Here is an 18,804-nt window from a genome sequence, read left to right on the forward strand (position 1 = left end):
GGAGCAGGCGATGGCACTGACTGCACTGGGCCTGTTCGCGATGTTGATGCTGGTGATCGGGGCCTGTCGGCGCCGGATCCAGCTGGCCCGCATCGGCGACAGCGGCAACCGGCGGGGTTGGCGGCCCGACGGCACCCTGGAATGGTGGGCGCTCGCGCTCGCCGACGTGGGCTATCTGCTGGTCGGCGTCGGCGCCCCAGCGGCGGCCCTGGCCGGGCTCGCCCCACTGCGTTTCGCCGACCATCTGCTGGTTCATGCGACTGGGATCGCGGTTGCGGTGGTGGGCATCGGGCTGACCTTGCAGGCCCAGCTGGGGTTGGGGGCCTCGTGGCGGATCGGGGTTGATGAGACCGAACGCACCGAGCTGGTCACCGGCGGCCCGTTCGCGATTGTGCGCAACCCGATCTTCACCACACTGCTGCTCACCCTGACCGGCCTGACGCTGATGGTGCCCAACCCGATAGCGATCGCCGGCCTGCTGATCGCGATCGCCGGCATCCAGCTGCAGGTGCGCGAAGTGGAAGAGCCCTACCTGCGCCGCGTCCACGGCCACACCTACCGCGACTACACCACCCGAGTGGGGCGCTTCCTACCGTGGCTCGGCCGCACCAGAGATGAGACCAATGATGCTGCCCGACACTACACCTGACTTCGACACGGTCGAGGCGACGGCGGCGTTTGTCGACCTGGCCGGCTACAGCATCCTCACCGAAATCTGCGGCGACCACGAAGCCGCCCAGCTCGCCGCGCGGCTTGCCGACCTGGCACAGGCTGCACTACAACCGGGCGTGAGGCTGGTGAAGACGATCGGGGACGCGGTCATGTTGACCGCCGACACACCCACCCAGATGCTGGCCACCCTCACCGACCTGGCAGAGCAGGTCGCCGGCGAGGACGGGTTCCTGGCGCTGCGCGCCGGAATCCATCACGGACCCGTCATCGCCCGCGGCGGCGACGTGTTCGGCCACACCGTCAACATCGCCGCCCGCATCACCGCACTCGCCGGGGCCGGCCACGCCGTGATCACCGACCCGATCGCGGCTGCCGCTACCCGACAAGGCCTGTCCACCCCAGCGATCGGTGCTCCGCCGCTGCGCAGCATCACCACCCCGATTCCGCTACACACGCTGGCCCTGACCGAGGCCCGCTACCCCCGCGACCCGGTCTGCGGCATGCGGATCAACCCGGAAACCGCCCGGGCGCGACGCCGCTACCAGGACCGGGATTGGTGGTTCTGCTCGACCGACTGCGCCCACCAATTCACCACCACCCCAAGCACTTACACATCGACACTCCCGGTCACCGCCAGTGAACGGCAGCCGACATGAGCCGCCCCTGGGGCCGCAACCGGCTCAAATTCGCCCTGGCCGGACCGCTGTTCGAAGCCGGCAACCGGTTCATCCCCGGCCGACCCCATGACCGGCTCGCCCAGCTCGTCGCCGACCAGAAACCGAAACGAGTGCTCGAACTGTGCGGCGGCACCGGCTACGCCGCCCGCCTGCTCGCCCGCAAATCCCCGAGCACACGAGTGGATTGCCTCGACATCTCCCCGGAAATGCTGGCCGTCGGCCGCCGCTACCTCACCCGCGCCGGGATCGGTACCGTGGCGCTGCATGAAGGTGACGCCGCCGCACTGCCGTTCGGCAATGACACCTTCGACGTGGTGATGAGCGTGTTCGGCTGGCACGAACTGCCCACCGACATCCGCCACCGCGCCATCGACGAAGCCATCCGCGTTCTACGTCTCGCCGGCCAGGTCATCGCCATCGACCTCGACCCACCACCCACCGCCCGCACCATCTTCGAGACCTACATGCGGCTCGCCGAACGACCCCACGCCCGCGACGTCCTGGGCACCGGCCTGGCCGACGCATTCACCGCACACGGACTGGCCGTCACCACCCATCTGCCCGCGCGCAGCTGGGCCGCCCCGTTCCAGATCGTCCACGCCCACAAAAGAGGTATCTGAATGGCGCGCACCAGCCGCATCCTGCTCACCGCGTTCGTCATCGCCGCCATGGCGATCGGGGCGCTGGTCTACCTGTCAGTGCGCGACCGCGACTCGACCACCACGGCACAGCCCGATACCGGCGAGGCCGGGCAGGTGGTGCGCGAGAACAGCCACCGACTCAACACGGTGCCCGACAGCACGGTGACGTTCGTGGAGTTTCTCGACTTCGAATGCGAGGGCTGCCGCGCGGTCTACCCAGAGATCGAAAAAGCGCGGGCCGAATACGGCGACCGGGTGAATTTCGTGATCCGCTACTTCCCGCTGCAAGCCCACGTCAACGCCGAGCGGGCCGCCCGCGCGGTGGAAGCCGCCGCCCAGCAAGGCCAACTGGAGGCGATGTATCGCAAAATGTATGACACCCAAGCCCAGTGGGGTGAAAAGCAAACCCCAGCCGATGACGTATTCCGCGGATTCGCAACAGAACTCGGCCTGGACATGGCCGAGTTCGACGCGGCCTACGCCAATCCCGCCACCCTCGAACGCATCCAACTCGACATGGCCGACGGCCGCGCCTTGGGCGTGCAGGGCACCCCGACCTTCTTCCTCAACGACACCCGCATCCAGCCACACAGCTATGAAGACCTAGCCCAGGCCTTCGATCAAGCGCTCGCCGAGAACTAGGCGCGGCCTGCCGCATCCATCGGCTTGACCGCCCCTCTCCACATCGACACTCATCTCAGTCCGGCCAGGAGGTTCACCCATGCCCGCCACCGCGCTCGTTCTCTACCTGGTCTTTGCCGTCTTAGGGTTCGGCTGGCGCAGCTGGACCCAGCACCGCCGCACCGGCTCGACCGGGTTTCGCGGCATCCACGGCCGGCCTGGCTCGCTGGAATGGTTCGCCGGCGCCGGATTCATCGCTGCCATCCTCGCCGGGGCGGCCGCACCGCTGCTGCAACTGCTCGGCATCCTCACCCCGATCGCGCTCCTGCAGGCGCCGTGGATTCAGGTGGGCGGGACGGTGCTGGCGGTGGCGGGTATCGCGGCCACCCTCTACGCCCAGCGCGACATGGGCGAGTCCTGGCGGATTGGCGTCGACCCCAGTGAGACCACCACATTGGTGCTCCGTGGTGTGTTCGGGCTGGTGCGCAACCCCATCTTCACCGCGATGCTGATCTTCGCCGCCGGCATCACCCTGATGACCCCCAACCCGCTCGCCCTGGTCGCGTTCGTCGTGCTGCTGGCCACCATCGAGCTGCAGGTCCGCGTCGTCGAAGAGCCCTATCTCAACGCTATCCACGGCCAGGCCTACCGGGACTACTGTGAGACGGTCGGCCGGTTTGTTCCCCACATCGGACGCACCCGAATCGTCTGACTGGCCGACTCGAATCGAGGTGAACCATGGCCACCGGTGATCGCACCGCCCGATGGAACCGATACTGGGACAAGAAATCCCGTACCTACGACCGCGAAATCGGATTCTTTGACCGCCACCTGTTCGGCGACTCCCGCCAATGGGTCTGCAGCCAAGCGGCCGGCACCACCCTGGAAGTCGCCGTCGGCACCGGCCTCAACCTCGAGTTCTACCCCGACACCGTCACGCTGACCGGGATCGACTGGAGCGAACAGATGCTCGACCTGGCTCGTCAACGTGCCGCCGACCTCGGCCACCCCGCCACGCTGCAACAAGCCGACGCCCACCACCTACCGTTCGACGACGCCACCTTCGACACCGTCGTCTGCACCTTCGGGCTCTGCGCCATCCCCGACCACACCAAAGCCCTCAACGAAATGACCCGCGTCCTGCGCCCCGGCGGACAACTCATCCTGGTCGATCACATCCGCAGCAGCGTCGCCCCCGCCCGAGCCGTGCAACGCTTCCTCGAACTGTTCACCGTTCCCCTCGGCGGCGAACACTTCCTGCGCCGCCCCCTCAACCACATCCGCAACGACCCCAACCTCGACATCGAACGCGTCGAACGCTTCAAACTCGGCCTCGTCGAACGCCTCACCGCCCGCAAAACCACGTAACCCGACGCGAACTCACCGACCATCCAGCTAGAGCTGTCCCACATCAACAGCTCAGCCGCGCCCTCGAAGGCTCCAAAGACTCCGACTGATGACCGGCCCCGGTGAACCGGATTGACTAGTGCAGATAAGTCCGGCCGTAGTTGTCGGTGCGGTCTTGAGTGGGATCGGCCACCACGGCAACGCGTTGGCCGAGCAGAGTGGCCTTCGCGAACTCGGTAGCCTCAGGCCCCCAGCACTCGACCGGAGATCCGGGCTTGGTCGTTTCCGGGGTATCGATTCCCAGAAGACGGACCCGCAGCCGCCCGCGGACGTCGTCGCGGACGTCGACGGTGTCACCGTCGACGACTTTCAAGACGACCGCGGTCGGAGTGACGGTGTCGGCCCTCGCGAAGGCCGGCTGCAGCGAAGCCAGCAGGGCGGCCGTTGTCGCCGCGACCGCCCATCCGGCCACTGACAGTCTGGGCATCAGCTAGTTGCGCTTGGGCTCGCAGGCGTAGCCGTCGCCGTCACGGTCGAGCTTCGGGTCGTAAGCGTCATCGCCCTTGGGAATGTTGTACCGGCCGTCGTTGTGGGCCTGCGTGCAGTTTGCGTACGGCCCGTCGGCGACGGCAGGCGACGCTGCGCCGATGCCAATACCAGCAACGGCGGCCGCAGTCGCGGCAGCGATGACTATCTTCCGAATCATGGTGTCTCCCCGTGGTGATGATGACCGACGATGACGCGCTGTTGCGCTATCAGCTAAGGACAATAGCTTGTGCGCATCAGTATATTGACGTTACCGATGATTCGCTGGAGGATCCCCGAGATTGCTCGGCGGTTGACATCGTGGGGGCGTTCAATTCGCGCGCCAAGCACATGTGAAGAGTTTGCGGGATTTCCCAAGCCCAGAACACGGACCGGAAACTCGGGCTGACCTGGCTCCCCCGGCTGGACTCGAACCAGCAACCCTTCGGTTAACAGCCGAATGCTCTGCCAATTGAGCTACAGGGGATCGCTCGCACACACGGACCTACCCGCGCAACGCTGGCTGACTCTAGCGTACGAGGGCAGTCCAGTGCCAAGACGCGCCAGTCCTCAGGCAGGATGGTCTGAACGCACAAGGTGATGGAGGGGACCACTGTGATCCGCTACGCCGTCGTACTGGCCGCGGGCTATGTGCTGGGCACCAAGGCCGGCCGCCGCCGCTACGAGCAGATCGTCGGCACCTATAAGGCCGTGACCGGCAGCCCCGCCGCGAAGACGATGATCGACGCGGGTCGCCGCAAGATCGCCGACCGACTCTCGCCCGACCCGCGCATGGTGACGCTGACGGAGATCGACGAGACCACGATCGTGTTGGAGCCGGAAGCCCAAGAGGCTCGCCGCTGACCTCTAAGCGGTCAGGTCGTTGCCGTCTCCGCTCGCCTGCTCGAGCAGGCTGCGCCGGTAGGCCTCCATCGCGACCAGCTCGCCGAACAACGCGTGGTACTGATCGCCCTGCTCGATCGGCGACATGCGCTGCAGCTTCGACTTCACCTCGGCGATCTGCCGACCGACCCACACCTCCTGCAGGCGCGCCAAAACCCCGCCGATGTAGCGCGGCAGCTTCTCGTCGTCGTGGACCCGAATCGTCTCAACCCCGAGTTCGTTGACCAGCGTGGCCGCGCCGTCGGCGTGCTGACGGACCGCGTCGATCCATGCCGCACCGGTCAGACCGGCCGACGTGCCACCCGCCCCAGAAATCGCCGCGCGCACTGCCGCATAGCCCGGATGCGTGAAGCTCTCGACCGGCAAGGTGTCGAACACCGGCCCGGCAAGGGCCGGATACTGCAGCGCACACTTGAGCGCCTCGCGTTGCGGCCACAGCGTGGGATCCCGCGGATTGGGGCGCTCGGCGGACGTCGACGGCGACGCCTTCGAGGCCGCTGTCCGCCGCGACTCGCGCCGTACCGCTCCGCCCCGCCGCTGCGCCTCTTCCCGCACCCGGCCGATCACCTGCGCCACGTCGTCCCAACCGACCCAGCCCGCGAGCTGGCGCGCGTACTCGTCTCGCAGCGTCGGGTCCTTGATCCGGGCCACCATGGGCACGCACCGGCGCAACGCGGCGACCCGCCCCTCGGCGCTGTCGAGGTCCATTTCGGCCAGCGCGGAGCGAATCGCGAACTCGAACAACGGTGTGCGGCGGGCGACCAGGTCGCGCAGCGCACCGTCACCGGCCTTGAGCCGAAGGTCGCACGGGTCCATGCCGTCGGCCGCGATTGCGACGAACGACTGCCCCGCCAGGTTCTGCTCACCGTCGAATGCCTTGAGCGCGGCCGCCTGACCAGCTTGGTCGCCGTCGAACACGTAGATGAGTTCGCCACGAAAGAAGCTGTCGTCCATCATGAGTCGGCGCAGCATCGCGAGGTGTTCGTCGCCGAAGGCGGTGCCGCACGACGCCACCGCGGTGGTGACGCCGGCCAGGTGCATCGCCATCACGTCGGTGTATCCCTCGACGACTACGGCCTGATGGCCTTTGGCGATATCGCGCTTGGCCAGGTCGATGCCGAACAGCGCCGCCGACTTCTTGTAGAGCACGGTCTCGGGGGTGTTGACGTACTTGGCCTCCATCGGATCGTCGTCGAAAATCCGGCGCGCCCCGAAGCCGATGACTTCGCCGCTGCTGGCGCGGATGGGCCACAGCAGCCTCCGGTGGAACCGGTCCATCGGCCCGCGGCGCCCCTCGCGCGACAATCCGGCCGCCTCGAGCTCCTTGAACTCAAAGCCCTTGCGCAGCAAGTGTTTTGTCAGCGTATCCCAGCCCGACGGGGCGAAGCCGCAGCCGAAGCGCTGGGCCGCGTCGGCGTCGAAATTGCGATCCAACAAATATTGCCGAGCAGGCGCGGCCTCGTCGGACTGCAGCGCCTGGGCGTAGAACTCCTGCGCTGCGGCGTTCGCGGCGATCAGCCGGCTGCGACTGCCCCGGTCCCGCTGCACGGCCGACGGGGCGCCGGTGTAGGTGATCGTGTAGCCGATCCGGTCAGCCAGCCGCTCGACCGCCTCCACGAACGTGACGTGCTCGACCTTCTGCACGAACGCATAGACGTCGCCACCCTCGCCGCAGCCGAAGCAGTGGAAGTGGCCGTGGTTGGGGCGGACATGAAACGACGGCGACTTCTCGTCGTGGAATGGGCACAGCCCCTTCAGCGAGTCTGCGCCGGCCCGGCGCAGCTGCACGTAGTCGGCAACGACCTCGTCGATGCGGTTGCGTTCGCGGATGGCGGCGATGTCGCGATCCGAGATGCGCCCTGCCACGGAGCTCAGTCTAAAGCCGCCTCGAGACGCTCAATGCGGCCTTCGGTGAACGACGCGATCTGGTCGACGACCACCCGCACGCGCCCGCCGTCGTCGGGCGCGGCATTGAACATCGGCGCGAACAGCGGGTCGAGGGTGGCCGGCGCGCCGGCGAGCAACCACTGCGCCACCCGATGGATGCGTTCTCGCTGCCGCTCCTGCAGTGCCAGATGGCGCGGATCCGACATGATGTATTGCAGCGCAAGGGTTTTAAGTACCGCGACCTCGGCCCGGACCAGGGCCGGCACAAGGAGGTCGGCTTCGTGGCGGCCCAGCGGCCCGTCGCCCGCGGACTTCCTGGTCTCGGCGATCGCCGCGGACGCGAACCTGCCCACCAACTCGCTGGTCAGCCGCTTGAGCGACGCTGACGACGCCAGGGTGGCGTCGTACTTGCCGACCGCAGCCACCACCGGCAGCCGCGACAGCCTGTCGGCCGCCGCGACCAGGTCGTCGGCCGACAGGCCCGCGAACTCGCCGGCGCCGAGCCGGCCGAGCGCAGCCGCCGCATCGTCGTCGGCGAGCACCCGCAAGTCGATCCGCCCGGAGATCACCCCGTCCTCGACGTCGTGCACCGAGTACGCGACGTCGTCGGCCCAGTCCATCACCTGCGCCTCCAAACACGGCCGGTCCGGCGGGGCGCCGTCGCGGACCCACGCGAGCACGTCGACGTCCTCGGCGTACGCACCGAACTTGCGTACGTCGGGCCGTCGCAGCCACGGATACTTGGTGACGGCATCCAGCGCGGCGCGCGTCAGATTCAGCCCGGCGCTGTTGCCTTGAGCGTCAAGAGCTTTGGGCTCGAGACACGACAGGATCCGCAAGTTCTGGGCATTGCCCTCGAAGCCGCCGTACTCGGCCGCGAAATCATCGAGCGCCTTCTCGCCGTTGTGGCCGTACGGCGGATGGCCGATGTCGTGGGCCAGGCCGGCCAGGTCGACCAAATCGGGATCGCAGCCCAGGCCAACCGCCATTCCGCGACCGATCTGGGCCACTTCGAGCGAATGCGTGAGGCGAGTGCGCGGTGTGTCACTCTCGCGCGGCCCGACCACCTGGGTCTTGTCGGCCAATCGGCGCAACGCAGCGCTATGCAGGACGCGGGCCCGGTCCCGGGCGAAGTCGGTGCGATGTTCGGCATGGGTGCCGGGCAGCGCAGCTTGTTTGGGCGCCTCGACCACCATCCGCTCGCGGTCGTGCGCGGTGTAGTTGTGCTCGTTCGCGGTCACCGAGCCACAGTCTGCCAGCACCGTTCATTAGATTGGCCACCATGCGCTCTGTCCGCCTCCCCGGCGTCGGTGCCCGTCTGCTCGGCGTCCTTTTCGCCGTTCTGGCCGCGATCGTGCTCGTCGCGCCTCACGCCGTCGCAGAGCCACCGTTCCGCCTGCCGGGCTACGTCACAGACCGCGCGGATGCGCTCACGACTACTCAGCGCGCGCAGGTGCAGGCCGCGATCGACAAGCTCTACAGCGACCGCAAAACTCGCCTGTGGGTGGTCTACGTCGACGACTTCGCCGGTCTTGGCGCCGAGAGCTGGGCCAAAAGCACCTATAGGACAAGCGATCTCGGTGATTTCGACGCGATCCTGGCGATCGCGACCGTCGACCGGGCCTACGCGTTCCTTGTGCCAGACAGCGTCAAGAATGTCAGCGCAAGCCGGGTGGACGACATCCGGCGCAATCAGATCGAACCGGCACTGCGCAACGACGACTGGGCAGGTGCCGCGGTGGCCGCAGCGAACGGCCTCGGCACGACGGGAAAGTCGTCGTTCTCCTGGCGAACGCTGATTGTGGTGGCAGGCCTCATTGTGGTCGCCTTGGCGGTGCTGATGGCATTGATGCGCTGGCGCCGGCGCCGCAGGCGTGCGGCCGAATTCGCCGCTGCGCGCCGAATCGACGCGACGAACCCGCAGCTACTCGGTTCGGTTTCGCTCGACGTGCTCGACGACCTCTCCAAAGAGAAGGTGGTCGACGTCGACAACGCTGTGCGCAGCAGTGAGAATGAGCTGGCTTTAGCGATCGAGGAATTCGGACCCGAGAGGACCGAGCCCTTCACGCGTGCTGTCAACAACGCGAAGTCGGCTCTGGCACAAGCGTTTGCGGTTCGCCAGCAGCTCGACGACGCCATTCCCGAAACGCCGGCGCAGCGCCGCGAACTGCTGACCCGGGTGATCGTCTCCGCCGCTCAAGCCGACCGTGAACTCGACGCACAGAAGGAAGCGTTCGAGCAGCTGCGCGACCTCGTGATCAATGCCCCAGACAAACTCGACACGTTGACCCAGCAGCTCGTCGAGCTCACGGCCAGAATCGCGCCGGCTGATCAGAAGATGGCCGCCCTGCGCACGGAATTCGATAGTGCCGCCTTGGCTTCGGTGTCCGGCAATGTGACCGCGGCTCAGGAGCGTCTGACGTTCGCCGAGCAGAACATCACGCGCGCGCGGGAGTTGGCGGCGCGTCCGGTCGCCGGCCAGCAGGCCGAGCTGGTCGACACGGTGCGTGCAGCCGAGTCGGCGCTGGCACAAGCCCGGTCGCTGCTCGACGCCGTGGACTCAGCAGAAAGTGACATCAAACGCGCCGCGGCGATGCTGCCGTCGGCGATCGCCGACATCCAAAACGGCATCACGCAAGCCGACGCGCAACTTCGCGAAGGCAACGTCCCTCATGCGACTGAACTCGCAGCCGCCCGCAGTGCCGCCGTCACCGCCGTCGAATCCGCACGAGACCGGGGCGCGGCCGACCCGCTTGGTGCGTTCACCCAACTCACCAAGGCCGACGCCGAGCTCGACCGGCTGCTGGCCAGCGTCGCCGAGGAGCGCGTTGCGGCCGAACGGCTCTCCCGCGCTTTCGACCAGGCACTTTTCACCGCGCAGTCGCGGGTGCGGGCGGTGTCGGACTACATCGACACCCGCCGCGGAAGCATCGGGCCGGAGGCCCGAACCCGGCTCTCTGAGGCTCTTCGGCAACTCGAGGCGGCCCAGGCCATTCGGGCGGCCGACCTGAATCAGGCAATGGCGTACGCCAACGGCGCCTCGATGCTGGCGGCGCAGGCGCAGTCGTTGGCCAACGCCGACGTGCAGAACGCCCAGCGGCTCTATTCCGGGCGGTTCGGCCGCGGCGGCTCGGACATGGGGGCGATGATCGGGGGCATCATCATCGGCAACATCCTCAGCGGGGCGCTGCGTGGCGGGTTCGGTGGCTGGAGCTCGACCGGATTCGGCGGGTCGACGAGCAACTCGGGCGATTTCTTCGGCGGCGGCGGCCGCTTCTGACCCCTTGCTGATCGACCGCGAGCGTGCGTGCCGGTACGGTTCTGGCCGGCGTGTCGCCGTGCAGACCCGCACGCTCGCGCCAAAAAAGTCAGCCGCGCAGCCGCTTGGCCAGATAGTCGGCGACCCCGTCGATCGGGATCCGGTCCTGCGTCATGTCGTCACGTTCGCGCACGGTCACGGCGTTGTCGTCGAGCGTGTCGAAATCGATTGTGACGCAATACGGTGTGCCGATCTCGTCCTGCCGGCGGTACCGCCGTCCGATCGCGCCGGCATCGTCGAACTCCACGTTCCAGTTCTTGCGTAGTTCGGCGGCGAGATCGCGCGCTTTCGGCGACAAGTCGGCGTGGCGCGACAGCGGCAGCACCGCCACCTTCACCGGCGCGAGCCGCGGGTCCAGCCGCAACACCGTGCGTTTCTCCATGACGCCCTTGGCATTTGGCGCCTCGTCCTCGGTGTAGGCGTCGATCAGGAATGCCATGAACGACCGCGTTAACCCCGCCGCCGGCTCGATGACGTAGGGGATGTAGCGCGTGTCGGTGGCCTGGTCGTAGTAGGACAGGTCGACGCCCGAGTGCTCGGCGTGCGTCTTCAAGTCGAAGTCGGTGCGATTGGCGATGCCTTCCAGCTCACCCCACGGGTTGCCTTGGAACCCGAACTTGTACTCGATGTCGACAGTGCGGTCCGAGTAATGCGACAGCTTGTCTTTGGGATGCTCGAACAGCCGCAGGTTGTCCCGCTTGATACCGAGGTCGACGTACCACTCCAGCCGGGTGTCGATCCAATACTGGTGCCACTGCGGCGCGGTGTGCGGCTCGACGAAGAATTCCATCTCCATCTGCTCGAACTCGCGGGTGCGGAAGATGAAGTTGCCCGGTGTGATCTCGTTGCGAAAGCTCTTGCCTATCTGACCGATTCCGAACGGTGGCTTCTTGCGCGACGTCGTCATCACATTCGCAAAGTTCACGAAAATGCCTTGGGCGGTCTCTGGCCGCAAATAGTGCAGGCCTTCCTCGGTTTCGATGGGCCCGAGGTAGGTCTTGAGCATCATGTTGAATTCACGCGGCTCGGTCCACTGGCCTTTGGTCCCGCAATCCGGGCACACGATTTCGGCCACCGGCACCGACTCGGGATCCGTCAACCCCTTCTTGGCGGCATACGCCTCCTGCAGATGATCCTGGCGATGCCGCTTGTGGCAGTTCAGGCATTCCACCAGCGGATCGTGGAAGACCTCGACGTGTCCCGAGGCCACCCAGACCGCGCGCGGCAGGATGATCGAGGTGTCGATGCCGACGACGTCGTCGCGGCCGGTGACCACCGCCTGCCACCACTGGCGCTTGATGTTCTCCTTGAGCTCGACACCGAGCGGGCCGTAGTCCCAGGCTGACCGCGTGCCGCCGTAGATTTCGCCGGACGGGTACACCAACCCGCGGCGCTTGGCCAGGTTGACGACGGTATCGATCACGGATGCCACGGGTAGCCAGCGTAATCGGCCGCGCGCTGCGCCAAGCGGGCCGCCCAACCCGCTGTCGCATGCGTGGTCACGCATGTAATCTGGCCACTAATGGAAACGGTTTCCACTTTGGCGCAAGCGCATCAGCAACACCGGCACGGACAAGCGCCGGGTCAGCTGCCCCCGCGCCATGTGCTCGACACCGCCGGCGACATCCTGCGGGCGTTGGCTGCCCCCGTGCGCATTGCGATCGTGTTGCAGCTGCTGGAGTCGCAGCGCTGCGTGCACGAGCTTGTCGACGCGCTCGGGGTACCGCAGCCGCTGGTCAGCCAGCACCTGAAGATCCTCAAGGCCGCGGGCGTGGTGCAAGGTGAACGATCCGGCCGCGAGGTGCTCTACCGGCTGGTCGACCAGCATCTGGCCCACATTGTCACCGCCGCGGTCACCCATGCCGCCGAGGAGACGACGTGACCGGGGCCGGTGTGCGCAGTACTCGACAACGCGCAGCGATCACCGCCCTACTGGACTCCCTCGACGACTTCCGCTCCGCCCAGGAGATTCACGACGAACTCCGCCGCCGTGGCGAAGGCATCGGACTGACCACCGTCTACCGCACACTGCAGTCGCTGTCGGCGGCCGGCGCCGTCGACACGTTGCGCACCGACACCGGCGAGTCCGTCTACCGCCGCTGCTCGACGCACCACCACCACCATCTGGTGTGCCGCGCCTGCGGATTCACGGTCGAGGTTCAAGGCGGCCAGGTCGAGGCGTGGGCAGCCGAAGTGGCTGCCGCACATGGTTTTTCGGAGGCAAGCCACACCATTGAGATCTTCGGGACCTGTGCCTCCTGCGCGCGAGGCTAATCGGTCAGCGCGCGACGCACGTCGGCGCCCGTGGACAGCACCATCAGGATCAACGTGCGCAGTGCCTCGTCGGTGAGACCGGTACCCGGAAAGTTGTAGCGCAGCAACACTTCTCCGATCCGCTTCTTCTCGATCAGCGTGACCGTGCCGAGCATGGTGTCGCGGGCATGTTCGGCGATCTTGGCCCGGACACCGCGGTCCAGCGGGATGTCCCACGCCAGGATCTGCGACAGCGACACCAACTCTAGACCCTCGGCAACGGTGACCACCCGCAGCGACGCCAACGTCCCGTCGTGCTGAACCGTCAACGCGCCGTCGTCTTCATCCCGCACCGACAGCACGCCGGACAGCACGTCACGCAACCGCTGTTGCAGCGTCATTACGCTCGACCGAATCTCCGGTTGCGGCGGACGTACTCCTCGCATGCCTCCCACAGATCCCGCCGGTCGTAGTCCGGCCACAGCTTGTCCTGGAACACGTACTCGGCGTAGGCCGCCTGCCACAACATGAAGTTGCTTGCCCGCTGCTCCCCCGATGTGCGGATGAACAGGTCGACGTCCGGAATGTCGGGCCGGTGAAGGTGTTTGGCCACCGTGGCCTCGGTGATCCGGTTGGGATTGATCCGCCCGGCCGCGGCCAGCCGAGCGATTTCCTTTGTGGCCTCGACGATTTCGGTGCGGCCACCGTAGTTGACGCAGTAATTGATGGTGATGACGTCGTTGTGCAGCGTCATCTGTTCGGCGATCTCGAACTCTTTGATCACGCTGCGCCACATGCGCGGGCGCGAACCGACCCAGCGCATTCGCACCCCCATCGCGTTGAGGTTCTCCCGCCGGCGCCGTACCACTTCGCGGTTGAAGCCCATGAGGAAGCGCACCTCTTCGGTGCTGCGCTTCCAATTCTCGGTGGAGAACGCGTAAACCGTGAGGTGCTTGATGCCGATCTCGATGGCTCCGCACGTTATGTCGATGAGCACCGCCTCACCCATCTTGTGCCCTTCGGTGCGGTGCAGGCCGCGCTGCGTGGCCCAGCGGCCGTTGCCGTCCATGACGACCGCGACGTGACGCGGCAGCTGGTCGGCGGGGATCTGCGGTGCTGCGGCTTTGGACGTGTGCTGTGGCGGACGTCTCGGTCCACCGCCTGGCGCAGGCGGCAGCTCGGGGAACGGCACCGGCCATACCGATTTGTCGGGGAAGGTCGGATAGTCGTCAGGCGCCGGCGGCAGTTGCGGGAATTTGGCCTTGCGCCTGCGCTCAGCTCCCCGAATCACGCGCCATATCCTGCCCGAACAGCGCCACCCCGTGGTCGCCGACTGCGCGATCCACCCGATCGATGCGTTCCACCAGCGGCAACGTCCGTAGCTGGCGTTCCAGATGCCACTGCAAGTGCGCAGCCACCAGCCCGCTGGCGTGGCTGCGATGCGACGGCGGCGCCGCCTGCGCGTAGTCCCAGTCGCCGTCGTGCAATGCCGACATCAGATCCAGCACCCCGACTGGTGGCGTAGACGACCCCGCTGGCCGGCAGTGCACACACACGCTGCCGCCGGCCGCGACATGGAACGCCCGGTGCGGCCCGGGCGCTGCGCAGCGGGCGCACTCGGTGAGCGCCGGCGCCCAGCCCGCGATTCCCATGGCTCGCAGCAAATAGGCGTCCAGCACCAGTTCTCGCGGGCGCGCTCCGTCGGCCACCGCGCGCAGGGCTCCGACGGTGAGCCGGTGCAGCGCAGGGACGGGGACGCGCTCTTCTCCGGCCAGCCGTTCGGCGGTTTCCAGCACCGCACATGCGCAGGTATAGCGGCCATAGTCGCTGACGATGTCCGTGGCGAAGGCGTCGATGGAGACCACCTGCGTGACGATGTCGAGGTTGCGGCCGGGATGCAGCTGGACATCGATGTGGGCGAACGGCTCCAACCGCGCCCCGAACTTGCTGCGGGTGCGCCGCACCCCCTTGGCGACCGCACGCACCAGCCCGTGCTCACGGGTGAGCAGGGTGACGATCCGGTCAGCCTCGCCGAGCTTGTGCTGGCGCAGCACAACCGCCCGGTCCCGGTACAACCGCATTGATTCAGTTTCCCATCACAAGCCGACATACCCGGTATGCACCGCCGATTAATGTCGGGCCGCGTCGAAACCGGCGCTTGCCGACGCCGTAGTCGACAACGCCGAGAGCCGCTGCTGGTCTCCACTGGCCACCGAGCTCGAGGGTATCCACGGCTGGGCCGTTGCGGCGTCGGCGTAGCAGCCGATTTCGGGTATTCCCACTTCACCGGGATCACCCGGTGGTTAGCATCTGGTTTGCTAGAGCAGTGCAGCGAGCCGTTTGCGAGGCAGCGTGACGATCAAGCGCACGGTCGCCAGGGTCAGCTCGGTCTGTGCTGCGCTCGTCGTATTCGGTGGTGTGGCCCAATCACCAGCCGTCGCAGACGATTTCGGCACCGCCGTGTACAACGGCGTCAAGGTGCTGCGGCAGGCATGCCCCACGATGCGCACCGATGCCCGGTTGACCGCCGCCGCGCAGCGTCATGCCGACGACATGCTGCGGACTGGAGTCGACGGCCATGCCGGTTCGGACGGTTCGACACCGCAGAGCAGGATCGCCGATGCCGGCTACACCCAGGCCACGCGCACCGGTGAGATCGTTTATTGGGGCACAGGCGCTTTGGCCACAGTCGCGGCGGCGCTGGACGCATGGATGAACAGCCCGCCGCACCGGGCGATCATCACCGATTGCGCGTACAACGCGGGAGGGTTCGCAACGGCGTCGAACGGCGCCAAGATGGTTGCCGTCGTCGACTTCGCGGGAAGCTAAAAGCCAAGCCTGCCCAGCTGTTTCGGATCCCGCTGCCAGTTCTTGGCGACCTTGACCCGCAGATCCAGATACACCTTGGTCCCGAGCAGCTTCTCGATCTGCATGCGTGCCGCGGTGCCAACCTCACGCAACCGCGTGCCGCCTTTGCCGATGACGATGCCTTTTTGGCTGTCGCGTTCGACGTAGAGGATCGCGTGCACGTCGATCAGATCGTCACGATCGGGTCGTCGATTCACCTCGTCGATCACCACGGCCAGCGAATGCGGCAGCTCGTCGCCGAGGCCCTCGAGCGCGGCCTCCCGGATGAGCTCGGCCATCAACACCTCTTCGGGTTCGTCGGTGAGTTCGCCGTCGGGGTAGTACGGCGGGCCGGGGGGCAGCTTGGCCGCGAGCACATCGATCAACACGTCGATCTGGTCGCCGCGGGTTGCCGACACCGGCACGATATCCGCGGCCGCGTCGCCGACGAACTCCGCGACCGCCGCGAGTTGCTGCGCCACTTCGCCCTTGGTGACTTTGTCGATCTTGGTGACGACGACGATCAGCGTGGTGTGCGGCGCCATCGTCCGGATCTGCTCGAAGATCCACCGGTCCCCCGGCCCGATTGCCTCGTCGGCGGGGATGCACAGGCCGATGACGTCGACCTCGCTGTAGGTGTCACGCACCAGGTCGTTGAGCCGCTTGCCCAACAGAGTGCGGGGGCGGTGCAATCCCGGGGTGTCGACGATGACGATCTGGAAATCGTCGCGGTGCACGATGCCGCGGATCGTGTGGCGGGTGGTCTGCGGCCGTGACGACGTGATCGCCACCTTCGCGCCCACCAGCCGGTTCATCAGCGTCGACTTGCCGGTGTTCGGCCGGCCGACGAAACAGACAAAGCCGGAACGGAATTCAGCCATTACGGCCCCTCACCGAGCGTGAGCACAGCGCGAAAAATGCGCCGGATTTTCGCGTTGGGTTCACGTTCGGCGCTACACCGGGTTTCCGGCGCGGTCGGTGACGATGATCGCCGCGTCGGCCGAGAGTTCCTGCACGGCCTTGACGCCCGGGTCGTCGGTGTCCCCGCCCACCACGACGGCGGCCTCCAGCCCGACGGCTCCGCTGGATACCGCCGCCGCGACGGCCGCCTGAAGCGCGGTGAGGCTCAGCGCAGACAAGTCCACAGGCGCAGCGGCGTAGGTGCGGCCGTCGACGTCCCGCACGGCCGCACCGCTGCTCGCGTCTGCGCGCGCCATCGCACCCCGCGCAAGCACCACCAGCTTCGAGTCCTCATCGGTCACGATTGGTCGTTCTCCTCCCGCTTGTCCGGGCTGACCAGCACAGTACTGATTCGCACGCGGCCGCGATGGTCGTGGCCGCCCTCGGCCCGCAGGCGCAGCCCATGCGACGTCACCTCAGCGCCGGGCAGCGGCACCCTGCCGAGTTCGAGCGCCACCAGGCCGCCGACCGTGTCGACGTCCAGATCCTCTTCGAACTCGATTCCGTAGAGTTCGCCGAGGTCTTCGATCGGCAGGCGGGCGGATACCCGGAAGTTCTTGTCGCCCAGATCTTCGACCGGCGCCACTTCGTCGGTGTCGTATTCGTCGGCGATCTCGCCGACGATCTCCTCCAGCACGTCTTCGATGGTCACCAGTCCGGCGATGGCGCCGTACTCGTCGACCAGCAGCGCCATGTGGTTGCGGGTGCGCTGCATCTCACGCAGCAGCGCATCGAGTGGTTTGGAGTCGGGCATGAACACCGCAGGCCGCATGACCTCGGTGACCTTGGTGTCGCGTCCACCCGTCGTCGAGTAGTACGTCTGCTGCACAAGGTCTTTGAGGTAGACGACACCGACGACGTCGTCGACGTTCTCGCCGATCACCGGGATGCGAGAGTGGCCGCTGCGCACCGCCAGGGATGTGGCTTGGCCTGCGTTCTTGTCGCTTTCGATCCACACCATTTCGGTGCGGGGCACCATCACTTCGCGTGCCGGGGTGTCGCCGAGTTCGAACACCGACTGGATCATCCGCCGCTCGTCGTCGGCCACCACGCCGCGCTGCTGCGCCAGGTCGACGACTTCACGCAACTCGATCTCGGACGCGAACGGGCCGTTGCGAAAACCACGGCCCGGTGTCAGCGCGTTGCCGATCAGCACCAGCAGCCTACTGATCGGGGTCAGCAGCACCGAGATCGCTTGCAGCGGAAGGGCCGACGCCAGCGCGATCGAATACGCGTGCTGGCGACCGAGAGTGCGCGGCGCCACACCGATGGCCACGAAGCTGATCACCACCATCAGCGACGCGGCGACGACCAGGCCCCATTGCAGCCCGAGGTCGTCCCAAAGGAACGCCACCAGCAACACCGTCGCTGCCGCTTCACAGGTGATCCGCAGCAGCACAATGAGATTGATGTAGCGGGGCCGCTCGTTCATCACCCGCGCCAGCCGCACGGCGCCGGGCCGCTCGTCGCGGACGAGTTCCTCCACTCGAGCCATCGACACGGTGCTCAGTGCGGCGTCGATGGCTGCGAACAGCCCGCCGAATGCGATCAGAACGATCGCGCCCAGTAGTGCGCCCAGACCGCTCACGGTTGGTCGAAGTACCGGGACTTGTCCAGCAGCCGACGGTCCCTTTCGGTCTGGCGATCCTTGTGGTAGGCCTGCACCTGCTCGGCCACCCACTCCTCGAGTAGGTCGCGTTGCAGGGCGAACATTTCTTTCTCCTCCTCGGGCTCGGCATGGTCGAAGCCGAGCAGATGCAGCACCCCGTGGATGGTCAGCAACGCAAGCTCGTGCCCCAGCGAATGCCCTGCTGCCGCGGCTTGTTCGGCTGCGAATTGCGGACACAGCACGATGTCGCCCAGCATGGCCGGACCCGGCTCCGGCGCGTCAGGGCGGCCGCCGGGTTCGAGTTCGTCCATCGGAAAGCTCATCACGTCGGTGGGCCCGGGCAGGTCCATCCACCGCATGTGCAGGTCGGCCATCGAGTTCGGATCCAGCAGCACCATCGACAACTCGGCGGCCGGATTGACGTTCATGCGCTCGATGACGAAGCGGGCGACGCTGATCAGTTCTGCCTCGGAGACGTCGAGCCCCGACTCGTTGGCTACTTCGATCGACATCAGTGCCGTCTCTTCTTCGCGCAAGCGCTCA

The 18,804-nt window shown here is 66.8% G+C and carries 23 protein-coding genes and 1 tRNA gene; 11 read left to right on the forward strand and 13 right to left on the reverse strand.

Going from position 1 to position 18,804, the window contains the following annotated elements:
* Nucleotides 1–10 precede the first annotated feature (10 nt).
* From AC5Y4C_RS14350 to AC5Y4C_RS14375, 6 genes are all read left to right on the forward strand, one after another.
* Nucleotides 11–649 carry a methyltransferase family protein gene (locus AC5Y4C_RS14350; RefSeq protein WP_006246589.1) on the forward strand — a complete coding sequence of 213 codons (639 nt, stop codon included), beginning with the start codon at nt 11–13 and terminating at the stop codon, nt 647–649.
* Nucleotides 627–1,328: an adenylate/guanylate cyclase domain-containing protein gene (locus AC5Y4C_RS14355; RefSeq protein WP_003887771.1), complete on the forward strand. Its 702-nt coding sequence runs from the start codon at nt 627–629 to the stop codon at nt 1,326–1,328. The genes AC5Y4C_RS14350 and AC5Y4C_RS14355 overlap by 23 nt, the downstream gene beginning before the upstream one ends.
* Nucleotides 1,325–1,969, forward strand: a complete 645-nt coding sequence (locus AC5Y4C_RS14360) for a class I SAM-dependent methyltransferase (protein ID WP_006246591.1) — start codon at nt 1,325–1,327, stop codon at nt 1,967–1,969. The genes AC5Y4C_RS14355 and AC5Y4C_RS14360 overlap by 4 nt, the downstream gene beginning before the upstream one ends.
* Nucleotides 1,970–2,632, forward strand: coding sequence for a DsbA family protein (locus AC5Y4C_RS14365; RefSeq protein ID WP_006246592.1), 663 nt, complete (start codon nt 1,970–1,972; stop codon nt 2,630–2,632).
* 79 nt (nt 2,633–2,711) lie between these two features.
* Nucleotides 2,712–3,323, forward strand: coding sequence for a methyltransferase family protein (locus tag AC5Y4C_RS14370; RefSeq protein WP_006246593.1), 612 nt, complete (start codon nt 2,712–2,714; stop codon nt 3,321–3,323).
* Between the two features lie 26 nt (nt 3,324–3,349).
* Complete coding sequence (locus tag AC5Y4C_RS14375; RefSeq protein ID WP_006246594.1) at nt 3,350–3,979, forward strand: class I SAM-dependent methyltransferase; 630 nt, start codon at nt 3,350–3,352, stop codon at nt 3,977–3,979.
* 115 nt (nt 3,980–4,094) lie between these two features.
* Here the strand turns inward: AC5Y4C_RS14375 and AC5Y4C_RS14380 are convergent, their stop codons facing one another.
* The 3 genes from AC5Y4C_RS14380 to AC5Y4C_RS14390 all read right to left on the reverse strand — a co-directional run bounded on the left by AC5Y4C_RS14380 (nt 4,095) and on the right by AC5Y4C_RS14390 (nt 4,970).
* Nucleotides 4,095–4,445: a thermonuclease family protein gene (locus AC5Y4C_RS14380; RefSeq protein WP_499911120.1), complete on the reverse strand. Its 351-nt coding sequence runs from the start codon at nt 4,443–4,445 to the stop codon at nt 4,095–4,097.
* 3 nt (nt 4,446–4,448) lie between these two features.
* A complete protein-coding gene (locus AC5Y4C_RS14385) occupies nt 4,449–4,664 on the reverse strand; it encodes an excalibur calcium-binding domain-containing protein (protein WP_499911121.1) in 216 nt (71 codons plus the stop codon).
* A gap of 230 nt (nt 4,665–4,894) precedes the next feature.
* A tRNA-Asn gene (locus AC5Y4C_RS14390) sits at nt 4,895–4,970 on the reverse strand.
* 128 nt (nt 4,971–5,098) lie between these two features.
* On the opposite strand from AC5Y4C_RS14390, the gene AC5Y4C_RS14395 reads away from it, so the two are divergent.
* Nucleotides 5,099–5,347, forward strand: coding sequence for a hypothetical protein (locus tag AC5Y4C_RS14395; RefSeq protein ID WP_499911261.1), 249 nt, complete (start codon nt 5,099–5,101; stop codon nt 5,345–5,347).
* A 3-nt stretch (nt 5,348–5,350) separates the two neighbouring features.
* Here AC5Y4C_RS14395 and dnaG read toward each other — a convergent pair whose 3' ends face one another.
* Entirely contained in the window at nt 5,351–7,252 is a 1,902-nt protein-coding gene (gene dnaG / locus AC5Y4C_RS14400) for a DNA primase (protein WP_499911122.1), read from the reverse strand.
* A gap of 5 nt (nt 7,253–7,257) precedes the next feature.
* Nucleotides 7,258–8,514, reverse strand: a complete 1,257-nt coding sequence (locus AC5Y4C_RS14405; protein ID WP_499911123.1) for a deoxyguanosinetriphosphate triphosphohydrolase — start codon at nt 8,512–8,514, stop codon at nt 7,258–7,260.
* A 41-nt stretch (nt 8,515–8,555) separates the two neighbouring features.
* On the opposite strand from AC5Y4C_RS14405, the gene AC5Y4C_RS14410 reads away from it, so the two are divergent.
* Complete coding sequence (locus AC5Y4C_RS14410) at nt 8,556–10,553, forward strand: TPM domain-containing protein (protein ID WP_499911124.1); 1,998 nt, start codon at nt 8,556–8,558, stop codon at nt 10,551–10,553.
* An 88-nt stretch (nt 10,554–10,641) separates the two neighbouring features.
* Here the strand turns inward: AC5Y4C_RS14410 and AC5Y4C_RS14415 are convergent, their stop codons facing one another.
* On the reverse strand, nt 10,642–12,072 hold the full coding sequence (locus tag AC5Y4C_RS14415) for a glycine--tRNA ligase (RefSeq protein WP_499911263.1): 1,431 nt from the start codon (nt 12,070–12,072) through the stop codon (nt 10,642–10,644).
* 42 nt (nt 12,073–12,114) lie between these two features.
* On the opposite strand from AC5Y4C_RS14415, the gene AC5Y4C_RS14420 reads away from it, so the two are divergent.
* Nucleotides 12,115–12,474, forward strand: coding sequence for an ArsR/SmtB family transcription factor (locus AC5Y4C_RS14420; RefSeq protein ID WP_499911125.1), 360 nt, complete (start codon nt 12,115–12,117; stop codon nt 12,472–12,474).
* Nucleotides 12,471–12,866 (forward strand): Fur family transcriptional regulator, encoded by a 396-nt coding sequence (locus tag AC5Y4C_RS14425; protein WP_499911126.1) that lies wholly within the window; start codon nt 12,471–12,473, stop codon nt 12,864–12,866. Before AC5Y4C_RS14420 ends, AC5Y4C_RS14425 begins: the two co-directional genes overlap by 4 nt.
* Here AC5Y4C_RS14425 and AC5Y4C_RS14430 read toward each other — a convergent pair.
* The 3 genes from AC5Y4C_RS14430 to recO are packed head-to-tail and all read right to left on the reverse strand — an operon-like array spanning nt 12,863 to nt 14,926.
* The gene (locus AC5Y4C_RS14430) at nt 12,863–13,246 is read right to left on the reverse strand and encodes a hypothetical protein (protein ID WP_499911127.1); all 384 of its coding nucleotides are present in this window, start codon (nt 13,244–13,246) and stop codon (nt 12,863–12,865) included. The two genes, AC5Y4C_RS14425 and AC5Y4C_RS14430, sit on opposite strands and share 4 nt — an antisense overlap.
* A complete protein-coding gene (locus AC5Y4C_RS14435; protein ID WP_499911128.1) occupies nt 13,246–14,136 on the reverse strand; it encodes a decaprenyl diphosphate synthase in 891 nt (296 codons plus the stop codon). Before AC5Y4C_RS14435 ends, AC5Y4C_RS14430 begins: the two co-directional genes overlap by 1 nt.
* On the reverse strand, nt 14,120–14,926 hold the full coding sequence (gene recO, locus AC5Y4C_RS14440; protein ID WP_499911129.1) for a DNA repair protein RecO: 807 nt from the start codon (nt 14,924–14,926) through the stop codon (nt 14,120–14,122). Before recO ends, AC5Y4C_RS14435 begins: the two co-directional genes overlap by 17 nt.
* A 337-nt stretch (nt 14,927–15,263) precedes the next feature.
* Between recO and AC5Y4C_RS14445 the strand changes: the two genes are divergently transcribed.
* A complete protein-coding gene (locus AC5Y4C_RS14445; protein ID WP_499911265.1) occupies nt 15,264–15,674 on the forward strand; it encodes a CAP domain-containing protein in 411 nt (136 codons plus the stop codon).
* Here AC5Y4C_RS14445 and era read toward each other — a convergent pair.
* From era to ybeY, 4 genes are all read right to left on the reverse strand, one after another.
* Nucleotides 15,671–16,573 carry a GTPase Era gene (gene era / locus AC5Y4C_RS14450; protein WP_499911130.1) on the reverse strand — a complete coding sequence of 301 codons (903 nt, stop codon included), beginning with the start codon at nt 16,571–16,573 and terminating at the stop codon, nt 15,671–15,673. The genes AC5Y4C_RS14445 and era overlap by 4 nt on opposite strands.
* A 72-nt stretch (nt 16,574–16,645) precedes the next feature.
* Entirely contained in the window at nt 16,646–16,954 is a 309-nt protein-coding gene (locus AC5Y4C_RS14455) for a cytidine deaminase-like protein (protein WP_499911131.1), read from the reverse strand.
* Nucleotides 16,951–18,240, reverse strand: a complete 1,290-nt coding sequence (locus AC5Y4C_RS14460) for a hemolysin family protein (protein ID WP_499911132.1) — start codon at nt 18,238–18,240, stop codon at nt 16,951–16,953. The genes AC5Y4C_RS14455 and AC5Y4C_RS14460 overlap by 4 nt, the downstream gene beginning before the upstream one ends.
* Nucleotides 18,237–18,773, reverse strand: a complete 537-nt coding sequence (ybeY, locus tag AC5Y4C_RS14465; protein WP_499911133.1) for an rRNA maturation RNase YbeY — start codon at nt 18,771–18,773, stop codon at nt 18,237–18,239. Before ybeY ends, AC5Y4C_RS14460 begins: the two co-directional genes overlap by 4 nt.
* Nucleotides 18,774–18,804: the final 31 nt, after the last annotated feature.

The sequence above is a fragment of the Mycobacterium sp. NGS35 genome (assembly GCF_059812855.1).

What these genes read in the sequence shown, in the direction of transcription:
- AC5Y4C_RS14350 (WP_006246589.1), top strand. Translation starts at nt 11, where the DNA reads ATGGCACTGACTGCACTGGGCCTGTTCGCGATGTTGATGCTGGTGATC.
- AC5Y4C_RS14355 (WP_003887771.1), top strand. Translation starts at nt 627, where the DNA reads ATGCTGCCCGACACTACACCTGACTTCGACACGGTCGAGGCGACGGCG.
- AC5Y4C_RS14360 (WP_006246591.1), top strand. Translation starts at nt 1,325, where the DNA reads ATGAGCCGCCCCTGGGGCCGCAACCGGCTCAAATTCGCCCTGGCCGGA.
- AC5Y4C_RS14365 (WP_006246592.1), top strand. Translation starts at nt 1,970, where the DNA reads ATGGCGCGCACCAGCCGCATCCTGCTCACCGCGTTCGTCATCGCCGCC.
- AC5Y4C_RS14370 (WP_006246593.1), top strand. Translation starts at nt 2,712, where the DNA reads ATGCCCGCCACCGCGCTCGTTCTCTACCTGGTCTTTGCCGTCTTAGGG.
- AC5Y4C_RS14375 (WP_006246594.1), top strand. Translation starts at nt 3,350, where the DNA reads ATGGCCACCGGTGATCGCACCGCCCGATGGAACCGATACTGGGACAAG.
- AC5Y4C_RS14380 (WP_499911120.1), bottom strand. Translation starts at nt 4,445, where the DNA reads ATGCCCAGACTGTCAGTGGCCGGATGGGCGGTCGCGGCGACAACGGCC.
- AC5Y4C_RS14385 (WP_499911121.1), bottom strand. Translation starts at nt 4,664, where the DNA reads ATGATTCGGAAGATAGTCATCGCTGCCGCGACTGCGGCCGCCGTTGCT.
- AC5Y4C_RS14410 (WP_499911124.1), top strand. Translation starts at nt 8,556, where the DNA reads ATGCGCTCTGTCCGCCTCCCCGGCGTCGGTGCCCGTCTGCTCGGCGTC.
- AC5Y4C_RS14420 (WP_499911125.1), top strand. Translation starts at nt 12,115, where the DNA reads ATGGAAACGGTTTCCACTTTGGCGCAAGCGCATCAGCAACACCGGCAC.
- AC5Y4C_RS14430 (WP_499911127.1), bottom strand. Translation starts at nt 13,246, where the DNA reads ATGACGCTGCAACAGCGGTTGCGTGACGTGCTGTCCGGCGTGCTGTCG.
- recO (WP_499911129.1), bottom strand. Translation starts at nt 14,926, where the DNA reads ATGCGGTTGTACCGGGACCGGGCGGTTGTGCTGCGCCAGCACAAGCTC.
- era (WP_499911130.1), bottom strand. Translation starts at nt 16,573, where the DNA reads ATGGCTGAATTCCGTTCCGGCTTTGTCTGTTTCGTCGGCCGGCCGAAC.
- ybeY (WP_499911133.1), bottom strand. Translation starts at nt 18,773, where the DNA reads ATGTCGATCGAAGTAGCCAACGAGTCGGGGCTCGACGTCTCCGAGGCA.